We start from the raw sequence: 16,358 nt of genomic DNA, 5'->3' as shown, positions 1-16,358 counted from the left end.
GGCAGCATCTCCTTCGGCATCGCCTTCGTCGCCGGCAGGAACCGCGTCCCCAACCCAGCCGCAGGAATGACCGCCTTCGTGATCCGTTGCGTCATCGTCGTCTCCTCGTCATCGTCGCTTCGGCTCACGCCGGCCGGAACCCGCTCGTCTCGGGCGGCGGCGCGTGCCTGATCATGAGGTGTCGGGTCACCGAGTAGTCGAGCAGCGGCTCGATGGACATGTCCTTGCCGAAGCCCGAGCCCTTGACGCCGCCGTGCGGCGCCTCCGACGCGATCGGCAGATGGTCGTTGACCCACGTGACGCCGACGTCGAGCGACTGGCTCACGCGCAGCGCCCGCCCGACGTCGCTCGTCCAGACCGACGACGCGAGCCCGTAGGCGCTGTCGTTCGCGAGCGCGATGCCCTCGGCCTCGCCGTCGAACGGCAGCACGACGAGCACGGGGCCGAACACCTCGCCCTGCACGATCTCCGACGACTGCGCCGCCCCGACGAGCAGGGTGGGGGCGAAGTACGAGCCGAGGCCGTCGAGCGAGCGGCCGCCGACGAGCGCCTCGGCGCCCTCGGCGACGGCGCGCGAGACGAAGCCCTCGACCCTCGCACGGTGGGCCTTCGACACGAGCGGCCCGATGTGGGTCTCGGGGTCCATCGGGTCGCCTGCCACGACGCCGGCGACGGCCTGGCGCAGTGCCGCGACCCCGTCGTCGTAGACCGAGCGCTCGAGGTAGACCCGGGTCGCCGCGGTGCAGTCCTGGCCCGAGTTGTAGGTGGCGCCCATCGTGACGGCCTGCGCCATCGCACCGAGGTCGGCGTCGGCGAAGACGATGACCGGCGCCTTGCCGCCGAGTTCGAGGTGCACGCGCTTCACCCCCTCGACCGCGCCGCGCATGACGGCCTTGCCGGTCTGGGTCGAGCCGGTGACGCTCACCATGTCGACCTCGCGGTGGGTGACGAGCGCCTGCCCGACCTCGGCGTCGCCCGTGACGACGCTGAAGATCCCGGCGGGCAGCCCGGCCTCCACCGCGAGCTCCGCGAAACGCAGCGTCGTGCGCGGGGTCGCCGGGGCGGGCTTCACGATCACGGCGTTGCCCGCGGCGAGCGCGGGACCGGCCTTCCAGATCGCCATGATGAGCGGGAAGTTCCACGGCGTGATGCCGGCGACGACGCCGACCGGGCGCCGGGTCAGGATCGAGGTGTAGCCGTTCGAGAACGAGCCGGCGCCCGTGCCGTCGAGCGACCGGGCGGCGCCCGCGAAGAACCGCAGGTTGTCGATGCCGAAGGGCAGCTCGCCGTCGAACGCGGTCGTCCACGGCTTGCCCGAGTCCTCGACCTCGAGCTTCGCGAGGTGCTCGGCGTCCGCCTCGAGGGCGTCCGCGAGGCGCAGCAGGGCGAGCGAGCGCTCCCCCGGCGTCTTCGCGGCCCACTCGGGCTGCGCGGCCCGTGCCGCGGCAGCCGCCTCGTCGACGTCGGCGACGCCCGACGAGGTGAACGCCGCGACCTCCTGTTCGGTGGCCGGGTTCGTGATGACGGCGTCGCCGCCGGTGCCGGCGCGGTAGTCGCCGATGAAGGTTCCGGTGCTCATGCGAGCTCCTCTCTCGGATGGGGTCTGGTGCGGCCTCAGGAGTTGAACCCGAGGCCGAAGCGGTCGAGGGTGCGCAGCCACAGGTTGCGCCGGCCCTCGTGGGCGTCGGCGGCGAGGATCGAGCGCCGCGTGAACTGGACGATCGGGTTGCGCAGCGGCTCGGGCGGGATGGGGAAGGGACGCCGCCGGACGATGTCGTACCGGAGCCGCGAGGTCGGCCGCCCCGAAAGCAGGTCGAGCGCGACATCCGCCGAGAATCGCGACGCGCCCACCCCGAGGCCCGTGTGCCCGACCGCGTAGGCGACCCGCCCGCCGCGGGCGGTGCCGTAGGCGGCGGTGAACCGCGTCGTCGAGTCGATCGGGCCGGCCCAACGATGCGTGAAGCGCAGCCCCTCGAGCTGCGGGAACGTCGTGAAGAAGTGCTCGGCGAGCAGCTCGTGCGAGGCATCCCGCTGCTCGAGGCTCGCGTCGACCCTGCCGCCGAAGTAGTACACGGCATCCCAGCCGCCGAAGAGGATGCGCCCGTCGGCGGTGGGCCGATAGTAGTGGAACTGGTTGCCTGCGTCGGTGAGTCCCTGCCCGTCGGCCCAGCCGACCGCGGCGCGCTGGGCCTCGTCGAGCGGCTCGGTCATGAGCACGTGGTCGTAGAGCGGCATGATGTAGTTGCCCAGCCGCCGGAGGGGCGCCGGGTACGCGGCGGTCGCGATGACCGCGTTCCGGGCGTCGACGTGACCGAGGGCGGTGCGCACGCGCACGCCCTCACCCCGTCGGTCGATGCCGGTGACCGCGGATGCCTCGTGCACGCGGACCCCGCGGCGTTCGAGCTCCGCGGCCATGCCCCAGGCGAGCCGGGCGGGGTCGATGAGCACCGTGCCGGTGCGGTCGCGGAGTCCGCCGAGGTACGTGGGCGAGTGCACGTCGGCCTGCACCTCGTCGCGGCTCTGCAGCTCGAGGTCGACGCCGTGGCGGGCGCCGAGCTCCTTCGCCTCGCGCAGGCCGTCGAGCTGCCACGGCTCGATCGCGAGCGTCGTCTTGCCCGCGCGGCTCAGCCCGCAGTCGATGCCGGCCGCCTCGATCGTCGCGACGAGCTCGGCGAGGTTGCGTTCGCCCTCCTCGTGCAGGGCGCCGACCTGCTCGGGCCAGATCGCGGTGCCGTGCGTCAGACCGTGGGTGAGGGAGCTCGAGACGAATCCGCCGTTGCGACCCGTCGCGCCGTGCGCGACGTGCTCGGCCTCGAGCACGACCACGGATGCCCCGGGGTCGCGCTCGAGGGCCCGCCACGCCGTCCAGAGCCCGGTGAAGCCGGCGCCGACGACGACGAGGTCGGCTTCGGTCGGACCGGTGAGGGACGGGCGCGGCCCGGGCGCACCCTCGTCGCGGCCGCGGTCGGTCCAGTAGGGACGCGGTGCCGCGTCGGCGAGTGCTGATCGGGCCCCGGCGCGGGTGGCGCTCACACCCGTTCCCTGGCGCCGACCCGCTCGATCACGTCGGCCGCCGCCGAGACGCCGTCGCGCGACCGGATGGCGGCGCCTGCGGCGGCGACCCGCTCGCGCAGCGCCGCGTCGTCGAGCAGCGAATGCACCGCGCCGGCGAGCTCCTCGGGCGTGAACCGGTACGGATCGAGGCGGATTCCGTACCCCTGCTCGTGCACCCGCTGGGCGTTGTCGTACTGGTCCCAGAAGAGCGGCAGCAGCACCATGGGCTTGCCGAAGTGCAGCGCCTCGGTCGTCGTGTTGTTGCCGCCGTGCGTGATCACGAGGTCGACGAGCGGCAGGATCGTCGTCTGCGGAAGGAACTCGGCCCCCCACATGTTGTCGGCGAGCTCGAACTCGTCGTGCAGCGGCCCCTTCGAGACGATGACGTCGACCGGCTGGTCGGCGAGCGCGGCGATGACGCGCTGCATGAGGTCGACGTCGGCCGAGCCGAGCGAGCCGAGGCTGAAGTAGACGAGCGGGCGGCTGCCGTCGGTGAACGAGGCGGGCAGGCCGGTCGGCGCCTGCTCGGTCTCGCGCACCGAGGAGTCGAGCCGGTGCCAGCGCTCGTCGAGCGGGCGCTCGACATGGTAGTCGAGCACCTCGGGGTAGACATAGAGGTTCGCGTCGCCCTGATGGATGAACTCGAGGTCGGGCAGGGCGGGCGCCCCCTGCTCCTGCACCCAGGCGTCGTACTCGGTCCAGAGCTGCCGGTGCGTGCGCTCGTACTCGTCACGGAACGCGGGCCAGGCGTCGCGCTCGTCCTTTCCGAGACCGGAGAACACGGGCGCGATGTGCTCGCCCGGCACCTCGAGCGGGTTGCACGAGACGATCCGCACGAACGGCACGCCCGCGGTGACGAGGGCGGGGAACGCGATCACGTTGTCCTCGATGATGACGTCGGGCCGCACGCGGTCGATGATCGCCTTCAGCTGCGGCTCGCAGTACTTCGCGCCGTCGACGAGGGCCTGCCAGATCGGCAGCGTCACCGTCTCGAGCTGCTCGGCGGTCGTCTTGCGGAACTCCGGCGAGACCTCGCGGATGTAGTCCTTCCAGAACTGGCCGGCGTCCTGCTCGACCTCCTCCTCGGGGGCCGGGGCGAGGTCGACGAGGTCCTCTTCGAAGCCGAGCGCGGTGAGCTTGCCCTCCCACGACCGCTCGGCGGCGAAGACCACGCGGTGGCCGCGCTGGAGCAGCGCGTTGCCGATCCCGATGCAGTTGTTCGTCGGCCCGTAGGCGCTCTCGGGCATGAAGAGGAACGTTCGGCGCTCGTCGCCCATGGTGACTCCTTCGTCAATTTATTGAATGGTGATGAAAAGAATTCGAGTTGTCAAGACTTCCGTGAAATATGGCCGGATCGACGTATCATTGACCGACGGTGCAGAGAACTCGTCGGTGAGGGGAACCAGGATGGCGCGGCCCAAACGTCAGGAGGAGCGACGCAGCCAACTCGTCGCGGCGGCGCAGCGCGCCATCGCGGCGCACGGCCCCGACGGCGCCAGGCTCAACCGCGTCGCCGAAGAGGCCGGGCTCACGTCGAGCGCGGTGCTCTACTACTACCCCGACATCGACGAGCTCATGTTCGAGGCGAACCGGGCCGGCATGGAGCGGTTCTACGAGGCGCGGGTGCGCATGCTCGAGCAGCTTCCCGACGACCCGGTGGCGCGACTGCTCGCCCTGGCCGAGTCGGGCCTGCCGAGCGGCCCCGGCGACACCGAGGTGCGGCTGCTCTGCGAGCTCGGCGGCTCGGCCGGGCGCAACCCGCTGATGGCGTCGCTCCTCACGACGCTCTACGACCGCCAGGTCGGCATGTACCAGGTGGTGCTCGAGCAGGGGGCCGCACGCGGCATCTTCGCGCTCACCCAGCCCTCGCTCGTGATCGCGCGCAACCTCGTCGCCCTCGAAGACGCCTACGGCTACCGCATCATCGCGGGCCACCCGACGATCGACCACGACGGGGCGCTCGACCTCATCGTCGCGAGCGCCAGGCTCGCGACGGGTCATGCGCTGACCCCCTCCGCCTCCTCCTGAGGCGAGGGGCCGGTCGATCCGGCCGCGCCGCCGTCCACGCGGGTCCCTGCGGCGGCTGCGACGTCGTCGAGGGCGCCGGCCGACTGCGCGGCCACCACCGCATCACGCGCGACGGCAGCAGCCCGCCCGAACCGCACGCCCACCGCGTCACCGCGGGCGAACCCGCTCGCGCCGTGCACCGTGGCCAGGATCGGCGCGCCGACCCCCGGCACCTCGACCGACAGCGTCGAGGCGCCCCCGAGGAAGTAGGTGTCGACGACCTCGCCGCGAAGCACCGCCGTCGCGGCGTCGCCGGTCAGCTCGACGTCCTCGGGGCGCACGACCGCCGTCGCGGCGGCCCCGTCGGCGAGCCCGTGCGGAGCGACCTCGACGGCACCGACGCCCGGCACCTCGACCCGCCCGCCGCGCACCACCCCGTCGAGGAGGTTCGCCGAACCGATGAACGAGGCGACGAATCGCGTCGCGGGGTTCGCGTAGAGCTCCTGCGGGGTCGCGAGCTGCTCGAGCCGGCCGTCGCGCAGCACCGCGATGCGGTCGGCCATCGACATCGCCTCCTCCTGGTCGTGCGTGACGACGACGAAGGTGAGGCCGACCTCGTGCTGCAGCCGCTTGAGCTCGAGCTGCATCGACGCCCGCACCTGCCGGTCGAGCGCCGACAGCGGCTCGTCGAGCAGCAGGAGCTTCGGCCGCTTGACGATCGCGCGGGCGAGCGCGACGCGCTGGCGCTGGCCGCCCGACAGCTGGCCGGGGCGGCGCTTGGCGAGCTGACCGAGTCCGACCACGTCCATCACCTCGGCGACCCGCGCGGCGGTCTCGGCGCGGCCGACGCCCTCGGCCTCGAGCCCGTACGCGACGTTCTTCTCGACCGAGAGATGCGGGAACAGTGCGTAGCTCTGGAACATCATGTTGACCGGGCGCTTGTGCGGAGGCATCTGCAGCAGGTCGTCGCCGTCGATCTCGATCCGTCCGGCGGCCGGCGTCTCGAACCCGGCGATCGAGCGCAGCAGGGTCGTCTTGCCGCAGCCCGACGGGCCGAGCAGGGCGAAGAACTCGTTGTGGGCGATGTCGAGCGAGACGTCGTGCAGGGCGACGGTGTCGCCGTAGACCGCGCGGACGCCGTGGACGTGGAGGAGGGGTGCGGTGCTCACTTCGTGGTTCCTGTCAGTCGGGTCAGTCGTTGCGCCGCGATCACCGTCACGATGCTCACGAGCAGGAGGAGGCTGGCGAGGGCGTTGACCTCGGGCGTGACGCCGAAGCGCACCATCGAGTAGATGACGATCGGCAGGGTCGGCTGGGTCGGCGCGGTCGTGAAGAAGGCGATCACGAACTCGTCGATCGAGAGCGTGAACGCGAGCAGCGCCCCCGCGACGATGCCGGGCGCGAGCTGCGGCAGCGTGACGCGCATGAAGGTGCGCACGGGACCTGCGCCGAGGTCGCGCGACGCCTCCTCGAGGCTCGGGTCGAGTCCGGCCATGCGGGCGAGCACGATCGCGGTCACGAACGCCGTCGCGAAGACGGCGTGCGCGAGGATCGCCGAGTGCAGCCCGAGCGTGATCGACAGCAGCGAGAAGAAGGTCAGCAGCCCGATGCCGAGCAGCAGGTCGGGCAGGATCGCCGGGGCGATCGCGAACGCCCGGATGAGCCCGCCGCGGGTGTACTTCTGGATGCCGTAGGCCAGCAGCGTGCCGAGCACCGTCGCGATGGCCGTCGCGCCCGCCGCGACGATGAGCGTGTTGACGAGCCCCTGCATGATCGCCGTGTCGGCGAAGAGCTCGGGGTACCAGCGCAGCGAGAAGCCGCGCCAGACGAAGAGGTTCTCGGAGTCGTTGAAGCTCATCACGACGACGACGAGGATCGGCAGGTAGAGGAACGCGTAGCCGAGCCAGAGGGGCACGAGGATGCCGCGGGGCTTGCGCACGGCGCGCGGCGTCGCGGCCGGATCGGCCTCGCGCATCGCGCTCGTGGGCGGGTTCTGCACGTCAACCACGGCGGCTCCCCTCGGTCAGGCGCCGCGAGACGGCGGTCTGCACCAGGATCACGCCGACGAGCATGATCGTGAGCACGAGCGCGAGGGTGGCCCCGAACGGCCAGTCCCGCGCCTCGAAGAACTGGTCGCGCACGAGGTTGCCGACCATGATCGTCTTGCCGCCGCCGATGAGCTCGGGGATCACGAAGTTCGACATCGCCGGCACGAACACGAAGATGCAGCCCGTGAGGGCGCCCGGCAGCGACAGCGGCAGCGTCACGGTGCGGAAGGCCCGCCACCCGGTCGCGCCGAGGTTGGTCGCCGCCTCGCGCAGCGACGGGTCGAGCTGCTGCAGGGAGGCGTAGAGCGGCAGCACCATGAGCGGCAGGTACATGTAGAGGAGCCCGACGACGATGGCCTGCGGCGTGTACAGCATCGCGATCGGGTCGTCGATGAGGCCGAGGCCCTGCAGCCACTGGTTGACCCAGCCGGCGTTGTTGAGCAGCAGGATCCACGCGTAGGTGCGGATGAGGAAGTTCGTCCAGAAGGGCAGCACGATGGCGACGAGGGCGACCGTGCGCCACTTCGGCGAGAGCCCCGCGATCGCGTACGCCATCGGGTAGCCGAGGAGCAGCGCCAGCAGGGTCACGACCAACGCGATCAGGACGGACTGCCCGATGACCCCGAGGTAGAGGGGCTCGGTGAGCTTCACCCAGTTGTCGAGCGTGAACTCGAACACGATGCCGCCGAACCGGCCGCGCGTGAAGAAGGTGTAGAAGGCGAGCAGCCCGACCGGGATCGCCATGAAGACGATCAGGAAGATCGTGCCGGGCGCGAGGAACGGGACCGGGGCGAGCCCCCGCCGCGCGCGCGGTGCGCGCACGGCGGGGGCCTTCGGGTCGAGCGTCGAGGTCACGGCGTCAGTTCGTCGCGAGCACTTCGGCGTTGAGGTCGACGTACTTCAGCGAGTCCTCGCCGAGGTCGACGATCACCTCCTGCTCGAACAGTTCGTCGACCGAGATGCCGAGGGTCGGGTACTGCTCGATGAGGGCGGGGTCGAGCGCCTCCATCGCGGCCTGGTTCGGCACCTTGTAGAGGATGTTCTCGGCCACCCAGGTCTGCACCTCGGGATCGAGGATGTAGTTGATGAAGGCCATCGCGGCCTCCTTGTTCTCCGAGCTCTTGAGCACCGTCATCGTGTCGACCCAGAGGTCGGCGCCCTCGTCGGGGATCACGAACTCGATGTCGGGGTTCTCGGCGATGCCGTAGTTGCACCAGCCGTCCCACGCCTCGACGAGGGCGGCCTCGCCCGAGACGAGCTTCGAGTAGAAGGTGGTGTCGTCGTAGGCGAGCAGCGTCGACTTCGTCTCGAGGAGCTGGGCCTTCGCCTCGTCGAGCTCGGCATCGTCGGTGGTGTTGAGCGAGTGCCCCTGCGCCTTGAGCGCGGGCATCGCGAGCCAGCGGTCGGTCGAGAGCATCGTCGTCTTGCCGACGAGCTCGGGCTTCGGGTCGAGCAGATCGTTCCACGACGTGGGCGCGAAGCCGGTCAGGTCGGGGCGGTAGCAGAGGCCGGTGGTGCCCCAGGCGTAGGGCTCCGAGTACACGTTGCCCTCGTCGTAGCCGAGTTCGAGGGCCTCGGGGTAGAGGTTCTCTTCATTCGGGATGAGCGACTTGTCGAGCTCCTGGAGCAGCCCCTGCTCGCCGAGCGCCTGCGCGTACTGGCCCGAGACGAACGCGACGTCGATGCCGGGGTCGGCGCTCGCGGTCAGCTTCGCGACGATGTCTTCATTGGTGGTGTGGTTGACGATCGTCGTCTTGACGCCCGTCGCCTCCTCGAACTGCTCGGCGAGGTCCTCGGGGTAGTAGTCGGCCCAGACCGACACGGTGAGCGTCTGCTCGCTCAGGTCGGCGTCGGGGTCGAGGGCTTCTCCCCCGCCTCCGCCACCGGTCGAGCACGACGTGGCGGCGAGAGCGAGCGCGAGTGTGCCGGCCGCGGCGGCGGCGATGCGGCGGGTCGAGCGCATGTGGAACCTCCTGCAACGATGAACAAGGTTGAGCGATTGTTGCATCGGTCGTCAAGAAATGGCAATGCCCCCGAGAGAGTGCTGGAGCGCGGGTTGCCGAATAGTTATAATCCGTATTCAATGAACTCGATGATGAGCGGCGAGCGACCGGTCGTCGACGGACGAGCACTCTCCGTCGACGATGACGGCGTCGTGCTCGTCGACGGACGGCGTCCCGCCGCCGGCGACGGCCTCGGCCGGGCCCTCGCACGATCCGTGGTCGGCGACGCGATCCCGGCCGACGCCCGCGAGCGGGCGATCACGGTCGACCAGACGAACATCTCGGTCATCGTCGACGAGCGCCTCGTCGTGAAGATCGTCGGCCGCTGGGCCGCCGCAGACCGGGCCGCGATCCTGCTCGAGCGGCTCGCCGATGCCGGCAGCGGTGACGTCGACCGTCTCGTCGGACGGGTCGGGTGGCGGCATCCCGCCCTCGGCGAGTCGACCGTCGCGATCGTCACCGAATACCTGCCGGGCGCCGACGACGGCTGGACCTGGGCCGTCGACGACGTCGTCGAGCACCTCGCGACGGGCACCGAGCCCGACTGGCCGGCGCTGCTCGGCACCAGGATCGCCCGGATCCACGACGTCCTGGGTCGCACCGCGACCCCGTCGGGCACCCGAGCGCCGGAAGCCCGACGCGCTCGCGCCGACGACGCCCTCGCGCGGGCGCTGTCGTCAGCCGACCCGGCCGATGGAGCCGGCGGCGCGCGACTGCACAATCGACGCGAGTCGCTCGCCCGCGACATCCGCTCGCTCGACGGCACGGCGGCCGGACTCGAGTTCCCGATCCACGGCGACCTCCACGTCGGCCAGGTCCTGGCGTCGCCCGGGGTCGACGGCCGCCGCTACACCGTCATCGACTTCGACGGCGACCCCCAGCTCTCGTCCGACGACCGCGAGCGCGCAGATGCCGCCGCACGCGATCTCGCACACCTCCTGGTCTCGCTCGACCTCGTCGCCGCCGTCGCCCAGCGACGCGTCGGTCGCGCGGACACCAGGGCCTTCGAGTGGTCCGATCGGGCCCAGGCCGCGCTCCTCGCGGCGTACCGGGCCGAGCTCTCGCGGCCCGAGCTGTTCGACGAGGCGCTCGTGCCGGGCTTCCGCGCCGAGCAGCTCGTCGCCGAGCTGCACTACGCCGACCGGTTCCTGCCGGTCTGGCGCTATGCCCCCGACGCCGCCATCACCCACCGTCACCGCCCGACCGACGACCACCCGGAGGCCCCGTGGACCCCGCCGCCTTTCGCACCGACCTCGACCTGATCCCCGACACGCTCGGCGTTCTCGCCGACGCCCTCGAAGCCGGTCTCCCCGGCCTCGACGCCGTCGGCGCGCTCGGTGCGGCGCTCGGCCCCGCACCGCGCGTGCTCGTGCTCGGCATGGGCTCGAGCCGCTACGCCGCCGACGTCGTCGCGCGCCGCCACCGGGCGGACGGCCTCAACGTCGTCGTCGAGCTCGCGAGCGCCGCCCTGCTGCCGCCGTCGTCCCGCGACCTCGTGGTCGTCGCCGTCTCGGCGACCGGCGGCAGCGTCGAGGTGCTGCGCGCGATCGAGCAGTACCGGGGCACCGGCCGGCTCGTCGCGATCACGAACCGCCCCGACTCGCCGCTCGGCGAGCGCGCCGACGTCGTCGTGCCGCTCGTCGCGGGCGTCGAGGCCTCCGGCATCGCCTGCCGCACCTTCCGCGCGACGTTCGCCGTGCTCGACGCGGTGCTGCACGCGATCCGGCCCGCCGACGGCGCCGCCGACCGTCCCGCCCCGTTCGACGCCGCCGTGCTGCGCCGCGCCGCCGAGGCCACGGCCGACCTCGTGCGAAGCTCGGCCGACTGGCTCGACCCCGCGACCCGACTGCTCGCCGGACCGTCGGGCGCCTGGACGCTCGCCCCGGTCGAACGGCTCTCGAGCGCGCAGCAGTCGGCGCTCATGCTGCGCGAGGTGCCGCGCGTCGGCGCCTTCGCCTCCGAGACCGGCGACTGGTCGCACGTCGACGTGTACCTCACGAAGACGCAGGACTACCGCGCGCTGGTGTTCGCCGGTTCGGCATGGGATGCGCAGGCCCTCGAGTGGATGGCCTCGCGCGGCTCGCGCCTCATGTCGGTCGGCTCTGCGCTGCCCGGCGCCGAACTCGTCGTCCGCCATCGGCACGACGACGACGCCGACGTCGCCCTGCTCGCCGAGGTGCTCGTCGGCGAACTCGTGGCGAACCGTCTCCTCGACGAGGAGGGCACGAACACGCAGGGCTGAGCCGGGGTCGGCTGCGACCGCGTGAGCGCCCACTTCGGCCCGGACCTCATCGCCCTCGTCACGCGACGAACCGCCGCCCCGAACGATGTGGATCGTTCGGGCGCGGCGGTCTTCCCGGTTCCCGGCCGGGCAGCGCCGGCTAGAGCCCCCGAAGCAGCTGGTCCGCCTGCGTGACGCCCGAGGTGTACGACGAGGAGACGGTGCTCGTGCGCATGCCCGCCCAGTAGAGGACGCCGTCGACCGTCGCCGCCATGTCCGCCGAGCTCCCGCCGCTTCCGTACGGTCCCCACGAGTAGGGCTCATTGGCCCAGTCGGTCATCACGGCCTTGTGGTACTTCAGACCCTGGTCGCCGGCCGACCTGCGCACGACCTCGAGCACGGCCTGGTACTTCTGCTCGAGCGGGAGCGCGTGGAGCTCTCGAGCGGCGGCGCCGGTCTCCCATCCGACGATGACCTGCCCCCTGTAGCCGGGGGAGGCGATCGAGGCGTTCCAGAGCGTCGTCGGGAAGTGATCCATCGACTCGGCGTAGCCCCAGTCGTCGGTGCCGTTCGGCGTGAACACCTTGTCCTTGAACTCGAGCACGCACTTGAAGATGTTGCTGTAGGTGAACGCGTCGAACGCGGCCCACTTCGCGGCCGGCAGGCCCGGGGTGAAGGCGATGTCGCGGTGCTTCATGACCCCGGCGGGGACGGCGAACACCACGCGCTTCGCGGACATCGTGCCCTTCGAGGTGCGCAGCTCGACGCCGTTCGGCGTGTAGTCGACCTCTTCGACCACGGTCCGCAGCATCACCGGGACATCCCCGGCGATGAAGCTGAGCAGCTGGTCGTAACCGCCGATGATCTTGTAGTCGCCGTCGTCGTACCGGGGGTCGTCCGGGTCCAGGATCTCGGGCTCGGGCGCCTGCTCGGGGTGCAGCGTGTACCGGATGCAGTCCCGCAGCGGCCCGACGGCGCGAGCTGCGGCCGTGTTGTACAGCGGCTCGCTGTCGTCGGTCAGCTCGTAGATGAGGCCGCTCGGCGTGTTCGTCGCGGTCACGCCGAGGCGCCGCAGGTACGCGTCGGCCTTCTCGCCGGGCAGGGCCGCAGGCAACGGCTGGTTCTGCCCTGCCGGGTCGTACTGGACGAGTCCCTCGGGGATGCCCAAGGGGAAGAGCCACGAGGTCGGCGAGTCCCACTGGTGCCACTGCGACGACGCCGAGGACGCCGGCGCATCGGCGAGACGGATGGAGTTGTGCCGGAACATCCGCAGGTCGAACCCGGCCTGCTGGATCCAGGGGTAGGTCGGCGCGTAGGGGCCGCCGTGCACGAGTTCGCAGCCGCGCTCGATCGGGATGCCCATCGAGGTGCGGTCGGTGTACATGCGGCCGCCGATCCGGTCGCGCGCCTCGACGATCACGACCCGCAGCTCGGGGTTCTGGTCGGTGAGGCGGCGCGCAGCACCGATGCCGGCGGCACCGGCCCCGACGACGATCACGTCCCAGTTCTTCTTGTCGCCCGTCGCATGCTTCAGCGAGGGCGTCCCGTTGCCGTGACCGTTGCCCGGGCCGATCGGCGGGCCGGCAGCGGCGAATTCGGCGAGCCCTCCTGCGGCGGCGAGCCCGCCCAGCAGGAGGCCGCGACGGCTGATGTTCTCCATGGTGCAACTCCTTCGTTGTCGGTCGTTCGATGCGCGCGATGCCCGTGATCGGGCGATCGGCGCGTGACGGCATGCTCCGCTGCATGCGCGTCGGTTCGCACTCCGTCGAGACCTGACGGAGCGTGCGATGGGGACCTGCGGGGGGCGGGGCGGGGGCGGGGGCGCCTAGTCGGCGCTCGAGACCTCGGGGACGCCCCACCCGTACGCGAGCTTGTGCACTTCGAGCACGAAGAACGACTCGGTCGAGACGACGCCGTCGACGGCGCCGATCTTGTTCTCCAGCACATCCACGATGTGCGCGACGTCGCGGCAGATCACCTCGACCATCACGTCGAACCTGCCGCTCGTGATCACGACATAGCTCGTCTCGGGCAGGGCCGCGAGCGACGCGCAGACGGCCCGGGCCGTACCCGGCCGCACGCGCACCCCGACGAGGGCGAGCCGGTCGAAGCCGATGGCCAGGGGGTTCGCGATCCCGACGACCTGGAGGACCCCTTCGTCCTCCAGCTTCTTCAGGCGATAGCGCACCGACGAGGCGGGCACGTCGAACTCAGCGGCGAGGCTGGAGATCGGGCGCCGTCCGTCCACCTGGAGCGCCGCGATGATGCGGCGGTCGAGGTGGTCCAGGCCGTCGAGCTCGTTCACGGATCGAGGCTAGCGCGGATCGCCGGGGCTCGGTCGATCCGGCTGCGGCACGCCGGCGCGGAGCTCGATCATGGGGCGGCCCTGCGCCGAAGGGACGATGACCGCGGTTGCACTGACGACGGATGCGTCATGACGGGTTCCTCTCTCGATCGATCGGACGTGCGATGCCCCTCGAGCGCATGTCGACTCGCCCCGAGGCCAATCTGACGGCCATCCTTGCGGAGTCTTGTTGAATGCGCAATCATCTGACTCAACTTCTCACAAATCAACAGCTGGGTTTCGCACGGCATGACGAATCATCCACTCGTCACGACGGCGGCCATCGACTTGCACCATGTTCAGCAACGCTCCACCGAGACGGACAGCGAGGTTCTTCATGAAGGCAATCCCCCGCGGCACCACGCCGCTCACCACTCGGATCGGCTCGATCCTGCGCGCCCACGGCGAGGCCGAACGGCGCGGCGTCCCGGTCGACGAGGTGCTCGGCGAAGCGGCCGAAGCCCGCGCCGAGGCATCCGGTTCGACCGAACGCGGCGGCCTGCCGCCCAGCCGACGCGACGCCCTCAGGGTCGCGGGCGTCGCCGGGGCGGGCGCGGCGCTCGCGATGGCCGCGCCGATGCCGGCCGCGGCGGCCGTGGCGAAGCCGGCTCCCGCCCCGAGCGTCGCGATCGTCGGTGCCGGACTCGCCGGCACCCGCGCGGCGCACTGGCTCTGGCGCACCAAGGGCATCGCATCGACCATCTACGAGGGCAGCTCCCGGGCTGGCGGGCGCTGCTACAGCCTGCGCGGCTTCTTCGACGAGGGCATCGTCGTCGAGCACGGCGGAGCGCTCATCAACACCGACCACAACGCGATCCGCAATCTCGCGTCGAACCTCGGGCTGAGCCTCGACGTGGTGTCGGGCGGCAGCTACGGGGGCTGGGTCGACAAGTACCGCATCGACGGCGGCGACTACCCGCACGACGACGCGAACGACGACTGGGGGCAGGTGTACCAGGCGATGAAGGCCGACCTCGCCGCCGCGCCCTACTGCCAGACCCACGACGTGCACACGGCCGCGGGCGTGGCGCTCGACGAGATGACCGTCGACGAGTGGCTCGCGGCGAACGTGCCCGGCGGTCTGTCCAGCCGCTTCGCGAAGCTCATGCAGTCGAACGTGATGGCCGAGTACGGGCTCGAGTCGCACGAGCAGTCGGCACTGAACCTCGTGTACCTGCTCGGCTGGAACTCGCAGAACAGCCTCTCGCCCATCAACGGCGCCGACGAGAAGTACCTCGTGCGCGGCGGCAACGACCAGATCGTGACGCGCATGATCGCCGAGCTCCCGGCGAACACGGTGCGCTACGGCCACGAGCTCGTCGCGGTGAAGCGCAACGCCGACGGCACGGTCCGGCTGAGCTTCAGGGTCGGCAACCAGACGATCGACAAGACGGTCGACCGGGTCATCCTCGCGCTGCCGTACACGACGCTGCGCGACTGCGATCTCAGCCAGTCGGGCTTCTCGACCCTGACGCGGCGCGCGATCGACGAACTCGGCCTCGGGGCGAACGCGAAGATCCACGTGCAGGTCTCGCACCGGCCGTGGGTGGAGCAGGGCTTCGGCGGGGCGGCCTACACGAACCCGTCCGGCTTCCAGTGCGGCTGGGACGACACGGCCTCGCATCCGCTCCCGCTCGGCGTCTACAACTTCTTCCCCTCGGGCGACCAGGTGAAGGGGTGGTCGGGCGTGCCGTTCGGCACCGCGCCGGCGGCGCAGGTGCAGGGCTACCTCGCGCAGCTCGAGCCGATCTTCCCCGGCGTGACCGGCGCGTACACGGGCAAGGCGTACCGCGACTACTGGTGGGCGAACCGCTGGTCGAAGGGCGCGTACACCTGCCCCCGCCCCGGCCAGTACACGCAGCTGTTCGGCGTCGGCTCGATGCCCGAGGGCAACGTGCACTTCGCGGGCGAGCACACGAGCGTCGAGTACTTCGGCTTCCTCAACGGGGCCGTCGTCTCGGGCGAGCGAGCGGCGAAGGCGGTCGCGCTCTCCTGATCGGGATGCGCGGGCTCCCGCGTCGTGGACGCTCCCGAACGCGGCCGCGGCGTGGAGGCCCGCCACCGATCGACTCGCGTGCTCACTGCGGGTACGGCGTCTCGCCCCGCTCGAGGCCGCCGACGAGCTTCGCGAGCCGGTTCGCCCGGCTGGTCGCGCTCGGCGCGGTCGTGACGCGGTGGAGCACGGCGTACCGGTTGGTGGCGTTGAGACGGTCGAAGAGCTCGGATGCCGCGGGTGACGCAGCGAGCGCCGCCGCGAGATCGTCGGGCACCTCGATCGTCGACGAGCCGGCGTAGGCGCGCTCCCAGCGCCCGTCGGCCTTGGCCCGATCGATCTCGGACTGCCCACGGGCGCGCATGCGCCCCTCATCGACGAGTCCTGCGACGAGGCCGATGTTGCGCTGCGACCAGAGCGACGCGCGTCGCCGCGGCGTGAACCGCTGCAGGAAGCAGGCGGCGTCGTGGCTGCGCTTCTGCCCGTCGATCCATCCGCTGCAGAGCGCCTCGTCGAGCGCTTCGGCGTAGCTCAGGGTGGTCGGCTCGGTGGTGCCCTTCTTCGCGAGCAGCAACCACACCCCATCGGAGCGCTCTTCGTTCGCGTCGAGCCAGGCGCGCCAGGCCGCGCGATCGGCGACGACGAAGGGGGTGATCTCGGGGCTCATCTCAGCTCTTCTCGAGGGACG

The 16,358-nt window shown here is 71.3% G+C and carries 14 protein-coding genes and 1 pseudogene; 4 read left to right on the top strand and 11 right to left on the bottom strand.

Translation table 11 applies throughout. The features are described 5' to 3' along the window. From ACFVAJ_RS21350 to ACFVAJ_RS21335, 4 genes and pseudogenes are all read right to left on the bottom strand, one after another. Nucleotides 1-95, bottom strand: a pseudogene (locus ACFVAJ_RS21350) (UTP--glucose-1-phosphate uridylyltransferase); the annotation flags it as partial. Between the two features lie 29 nt (nt 96-124). Continuing rightward, nucleotides 125-1,579 carry an aminobutyraldehyde dehydrogenase gene (locus tag ACFVAJ_RS21345; RefSeq protein WP_376947807.1) on the bottom strand — a complete coding sequence of 485 codons (1,455 nt, stop codon included), beginning with the start codon at nt 1,577-1,579 and terminating at the stop codon, nt 125-127. Between the two features lie 35 nt (nt 1,580-1,614). After that, on the bottom strand, nt 1,615-3,033 hold the full coding sequence (locus ACFVAJ_RS21340; protein ID WP_376947805.1) for an NAD(P)/FAD-dependent oxidoreductase: 1,419 nt from the start codon (nt 3,031-3,033) through the stop codon (nt 1,615-1,617). Continuing rightward, complete coding sequence (locus tag ACFVAJ_RS21335) at nt 3,030-4,331, bottom strand: glycosyltransferase (protein WP_376947803.1); 1,302 nt, start codon at nt 4,329-4,331, stop codon at nt 3,030-3,032. Before ACFVAJ_RS21335 ends, ACFVAJ_RS21340 begins: the two co-directional genes overlap by 4 nt. A 130-nt stretch (nt 4,332-4,461) precedes the next feature. On the opposite strand from ACFVAJ_RS21335, the gene ACFVAJ_RS21330 reads away from it, so the two are divergent. Further along, nucleotides 4,462-5,082: a TetR/AcrR family transcriptional regulator gene (locus ACFVAJ_RS21330; protein ID WP_376947801.1), complete on the top strand. Its 621-nt coding sequence runs from the start codon at nt 4,462-4,464 to the stop codon at nt 5,080-5,082. On the opposite strand, the gene ACFVAJ_RS21325 is transcribed toward ACFVAJ_RS21330, so the two are convergent. From ACFVAJ_RS21325 to ACFVAJ_RS21310, 4 genes are read right to left on the bottom strand one after another with little or no spacing between them, the layout of a single operon-like run. After that, the gene (locus ACFVAJ_RS21325; protein ID WP_376947799.1) at nt 5,052-6,230 is read right to left on the bottom strand and encodes an ABC transporter ATP-binding protein; all 1,179 of its coding nucleotides are present in this window, start codon (nt 6,228-6,230) and stop codon (nt 5,052-5,054) included. The genes ACFVAJ_RS21330 and ACFVAJ_RS21325 overlap by 31 nt on opposite strands. After that, the gene (locus ACFVAJ_RS21320; protein ID WP_376947797.1) at nt 6,227-7,069 is read right to left on the bottom strand and encodes an ABC transporter permease; all 843 of its coding nucleotides are present in this window, start codon (nt 7,067-7,069) and stop codon (nt 6,227-6,229) included. Before ACFVAJ_RS21320 ends, ACFVAJ_RS21325 begins: the two co-directional genes overlap by 4 nt. After that, nucleotides 7,062-7,964, bottom strand: a complete 903-nt coding sequence (locus ACFVAJ_RS21315) for an ABC transporter permease (protein WP_376947795.1) — start codon at nt 7,962-7,964, stop codon at nt 7,062-7,064. The genes ACFVAJ_RS21320 and ACFVAJ_RS21315 overlap by 8 nt, the downstream gene beginning before the upstream one ends. 4 nt (nt 7,965-7,968) lie before the next feature. After that, on the bottom strand, nt 7,969-9,072 hold the full coding sequence (locus tag ACFVAJ_RS21310) for a spermidine/putrescine ABC transporter substrate-binding protein (RefSeq protein WP_376947793.1): 1,104 nt from the start codon (nt 9,070-9,072) through the stop codon (nt 7,969-7,971). Between the two features lie 120 nt (nt 9,073-9,192). Here ACFVAJ_RS21310 and ACFVAJ_RS21305 point away from each other — a divergent pair, with 120 nt between their 5' ends. Beyond that, nucleotides 9,193-10,374 (top strand): hypothetical protein, encoded by a 1,182-nt coding sequence (locus tag ACFVAJ_RS21305; RefSeq protein ID WP_376947791.1) that lies wholly within the window; start codon nt 9,193-9,195, stop codon nt 10,372-10,374. Further along, nucleotides 10,338-11,354 carry an SIS domain-containing protein gene (locus ACFVAJ_RS21300; protein ID WP_376947789.1) on the top strand — a complete coding sequence of 339 codons (1,017 nt, stop codon included), beginning with the start codon at nt 10,338-10,340 and terminating at the stop codon, nt 11,352-11,354. Before ACFVAJ_RS21305 ends, ACFVAJ_RS21300 begins: the two co-directional genes overlap by 37 nt. Before the next feature lie 139 nt (nt 11,355-11,493). Here ACFVAJ_RS21300 and ACFVAJ_RS21295 read toward each other — a convergent pair whose 3' ends face one another. Beyond that, complete coding sequence (locus ACFVAJ_RS21295; RefSeq protein WP_376947787.1) at nt 11,494-12,993, bottom strand: flavin monoamine oxidase family protein; 1,500 nt, start codon at nt 12,991-12,993, stop codon at nt 11,494-11,496. Between the two features lie 165 nt (nt 12,994-13,158). Continuing rightward, the gene (locus tag ACFVAJ_RS21290) at nt 13,159-13,638 is read right to left on the bottom strand and encodes an Lrp/AsnC family transcriptional regulator (protein WP_376947785.1); all 480 of its coding nucleotides are present in this window, start codon (nt 13,636-13,638) and stop codon (nt 13,159-13,161) included. Between the two features lie 376 nt (nt 13,639-14,014). On the opposite strand from ACFVAJ_RS21290, the gene ACFVAJ_RS21285 reads away from it, so the two are divergent. Further along, entirely contained in the window at nt 14,015-15,673 is a 1,659-nt protein-coding gene (locus tag ACFVAJ_RS21285) for a flavin monoamine oxidase family protein (protein WP_376947783.1), read from the top strand. Nucleotides 15,674-15,755: 82 nt separating this feature from the next. Here ACFVAJ_RS21285 and ACFVAJ_RS21280 read toward each other — a convergent pair whose 3' ends face one another. Next, a complete protein-coding gene (locus ACFVAJ_RS21280; RefSeq protein WP_376947781.1) occupies nt 15,756-16,337 on the bottom strand; it encodes a YdeI family protein in 582 nt (193 codons plus the stop codon). Nucleotides 16,338-16,358 lie beyond the last annotated feature (21 nt).

It is taken from the genome of Agromyces sp. NPDC057679, assembly GCF_042799635.1.
In the GTDB taxonomy this organism is placed as follows: domain Bacteria; phylum Actinomycetota; class Actinomycetes; order Actinomycetales; family Microbacteriaceae; genus Agromyces.
Note: the sequence above shows the minus strand (reverse complement) of the source record. Positions and strands in the feature narration are given on the sequence as shown.

Bases quoted from the DNA above. Each gene is read 5' to 3' on its own strand.
- ACFVAJ_RS21345 (WP_376947807.1), bottom strand. From the start codon at position 1,579: ATGAGCACCGGAACCTTCATCGGCGACTACCGCGCCGGCACCGGCGGC.
- ACFVAJ_RS21335 (WP_376947803.1), bottom strand. From the start codon at position 4,331: ATGGGCGACGAGCGCCGAACGTTCCTCTTCATGCCCGAGAGCGCCTAC.
- ACFVAJ_RS21330 (WP_376947801.1), top strand. From the start codon at position 4,462: ATGGCGCGGCCCAAACGTCAGGAGGAGCGACGCAGCCAACTCGTCGCG.
- ACFVAJ_RS21310 (WP_376947793.1), bottom strand. From the start codon at position 9,072: ATGCGCTCGACCCGCCGCATCGCCGCCGCCGCGGCCGGCACACTCGCG.
- ACFVAJ_RS21305 (WP_376947791.1), top strand. From the start codon at position 9,193: ATGAACTCGATGATGAGCGGCGAGCGACCGGTCGTCGACGGACGAGCA.
- ACFVAJ_RS21295 (WP_376947787.1), bottom strand. From the start codon at position 12,993: ATGGAGAACATCAGCCGTCGCGGCCTCCTGCTGGGCGGGCTCGCCGCC.
- ACFVAJ_RS21285 (WP_376947783.1), top strand. From the start codon at position 14,015: ATGAAGGCAATCCCCCGCGGCACCACGCCGCTCACCACTCGGATCGGC.
- ACFVAJ_RS21280 (WP_376947781.1), bottom strand. From the start codon at position 16,337: ATGAGCCCCGAGATCACCCCCTTCGTCGTCGCCGATCGCGCGGCCTGG.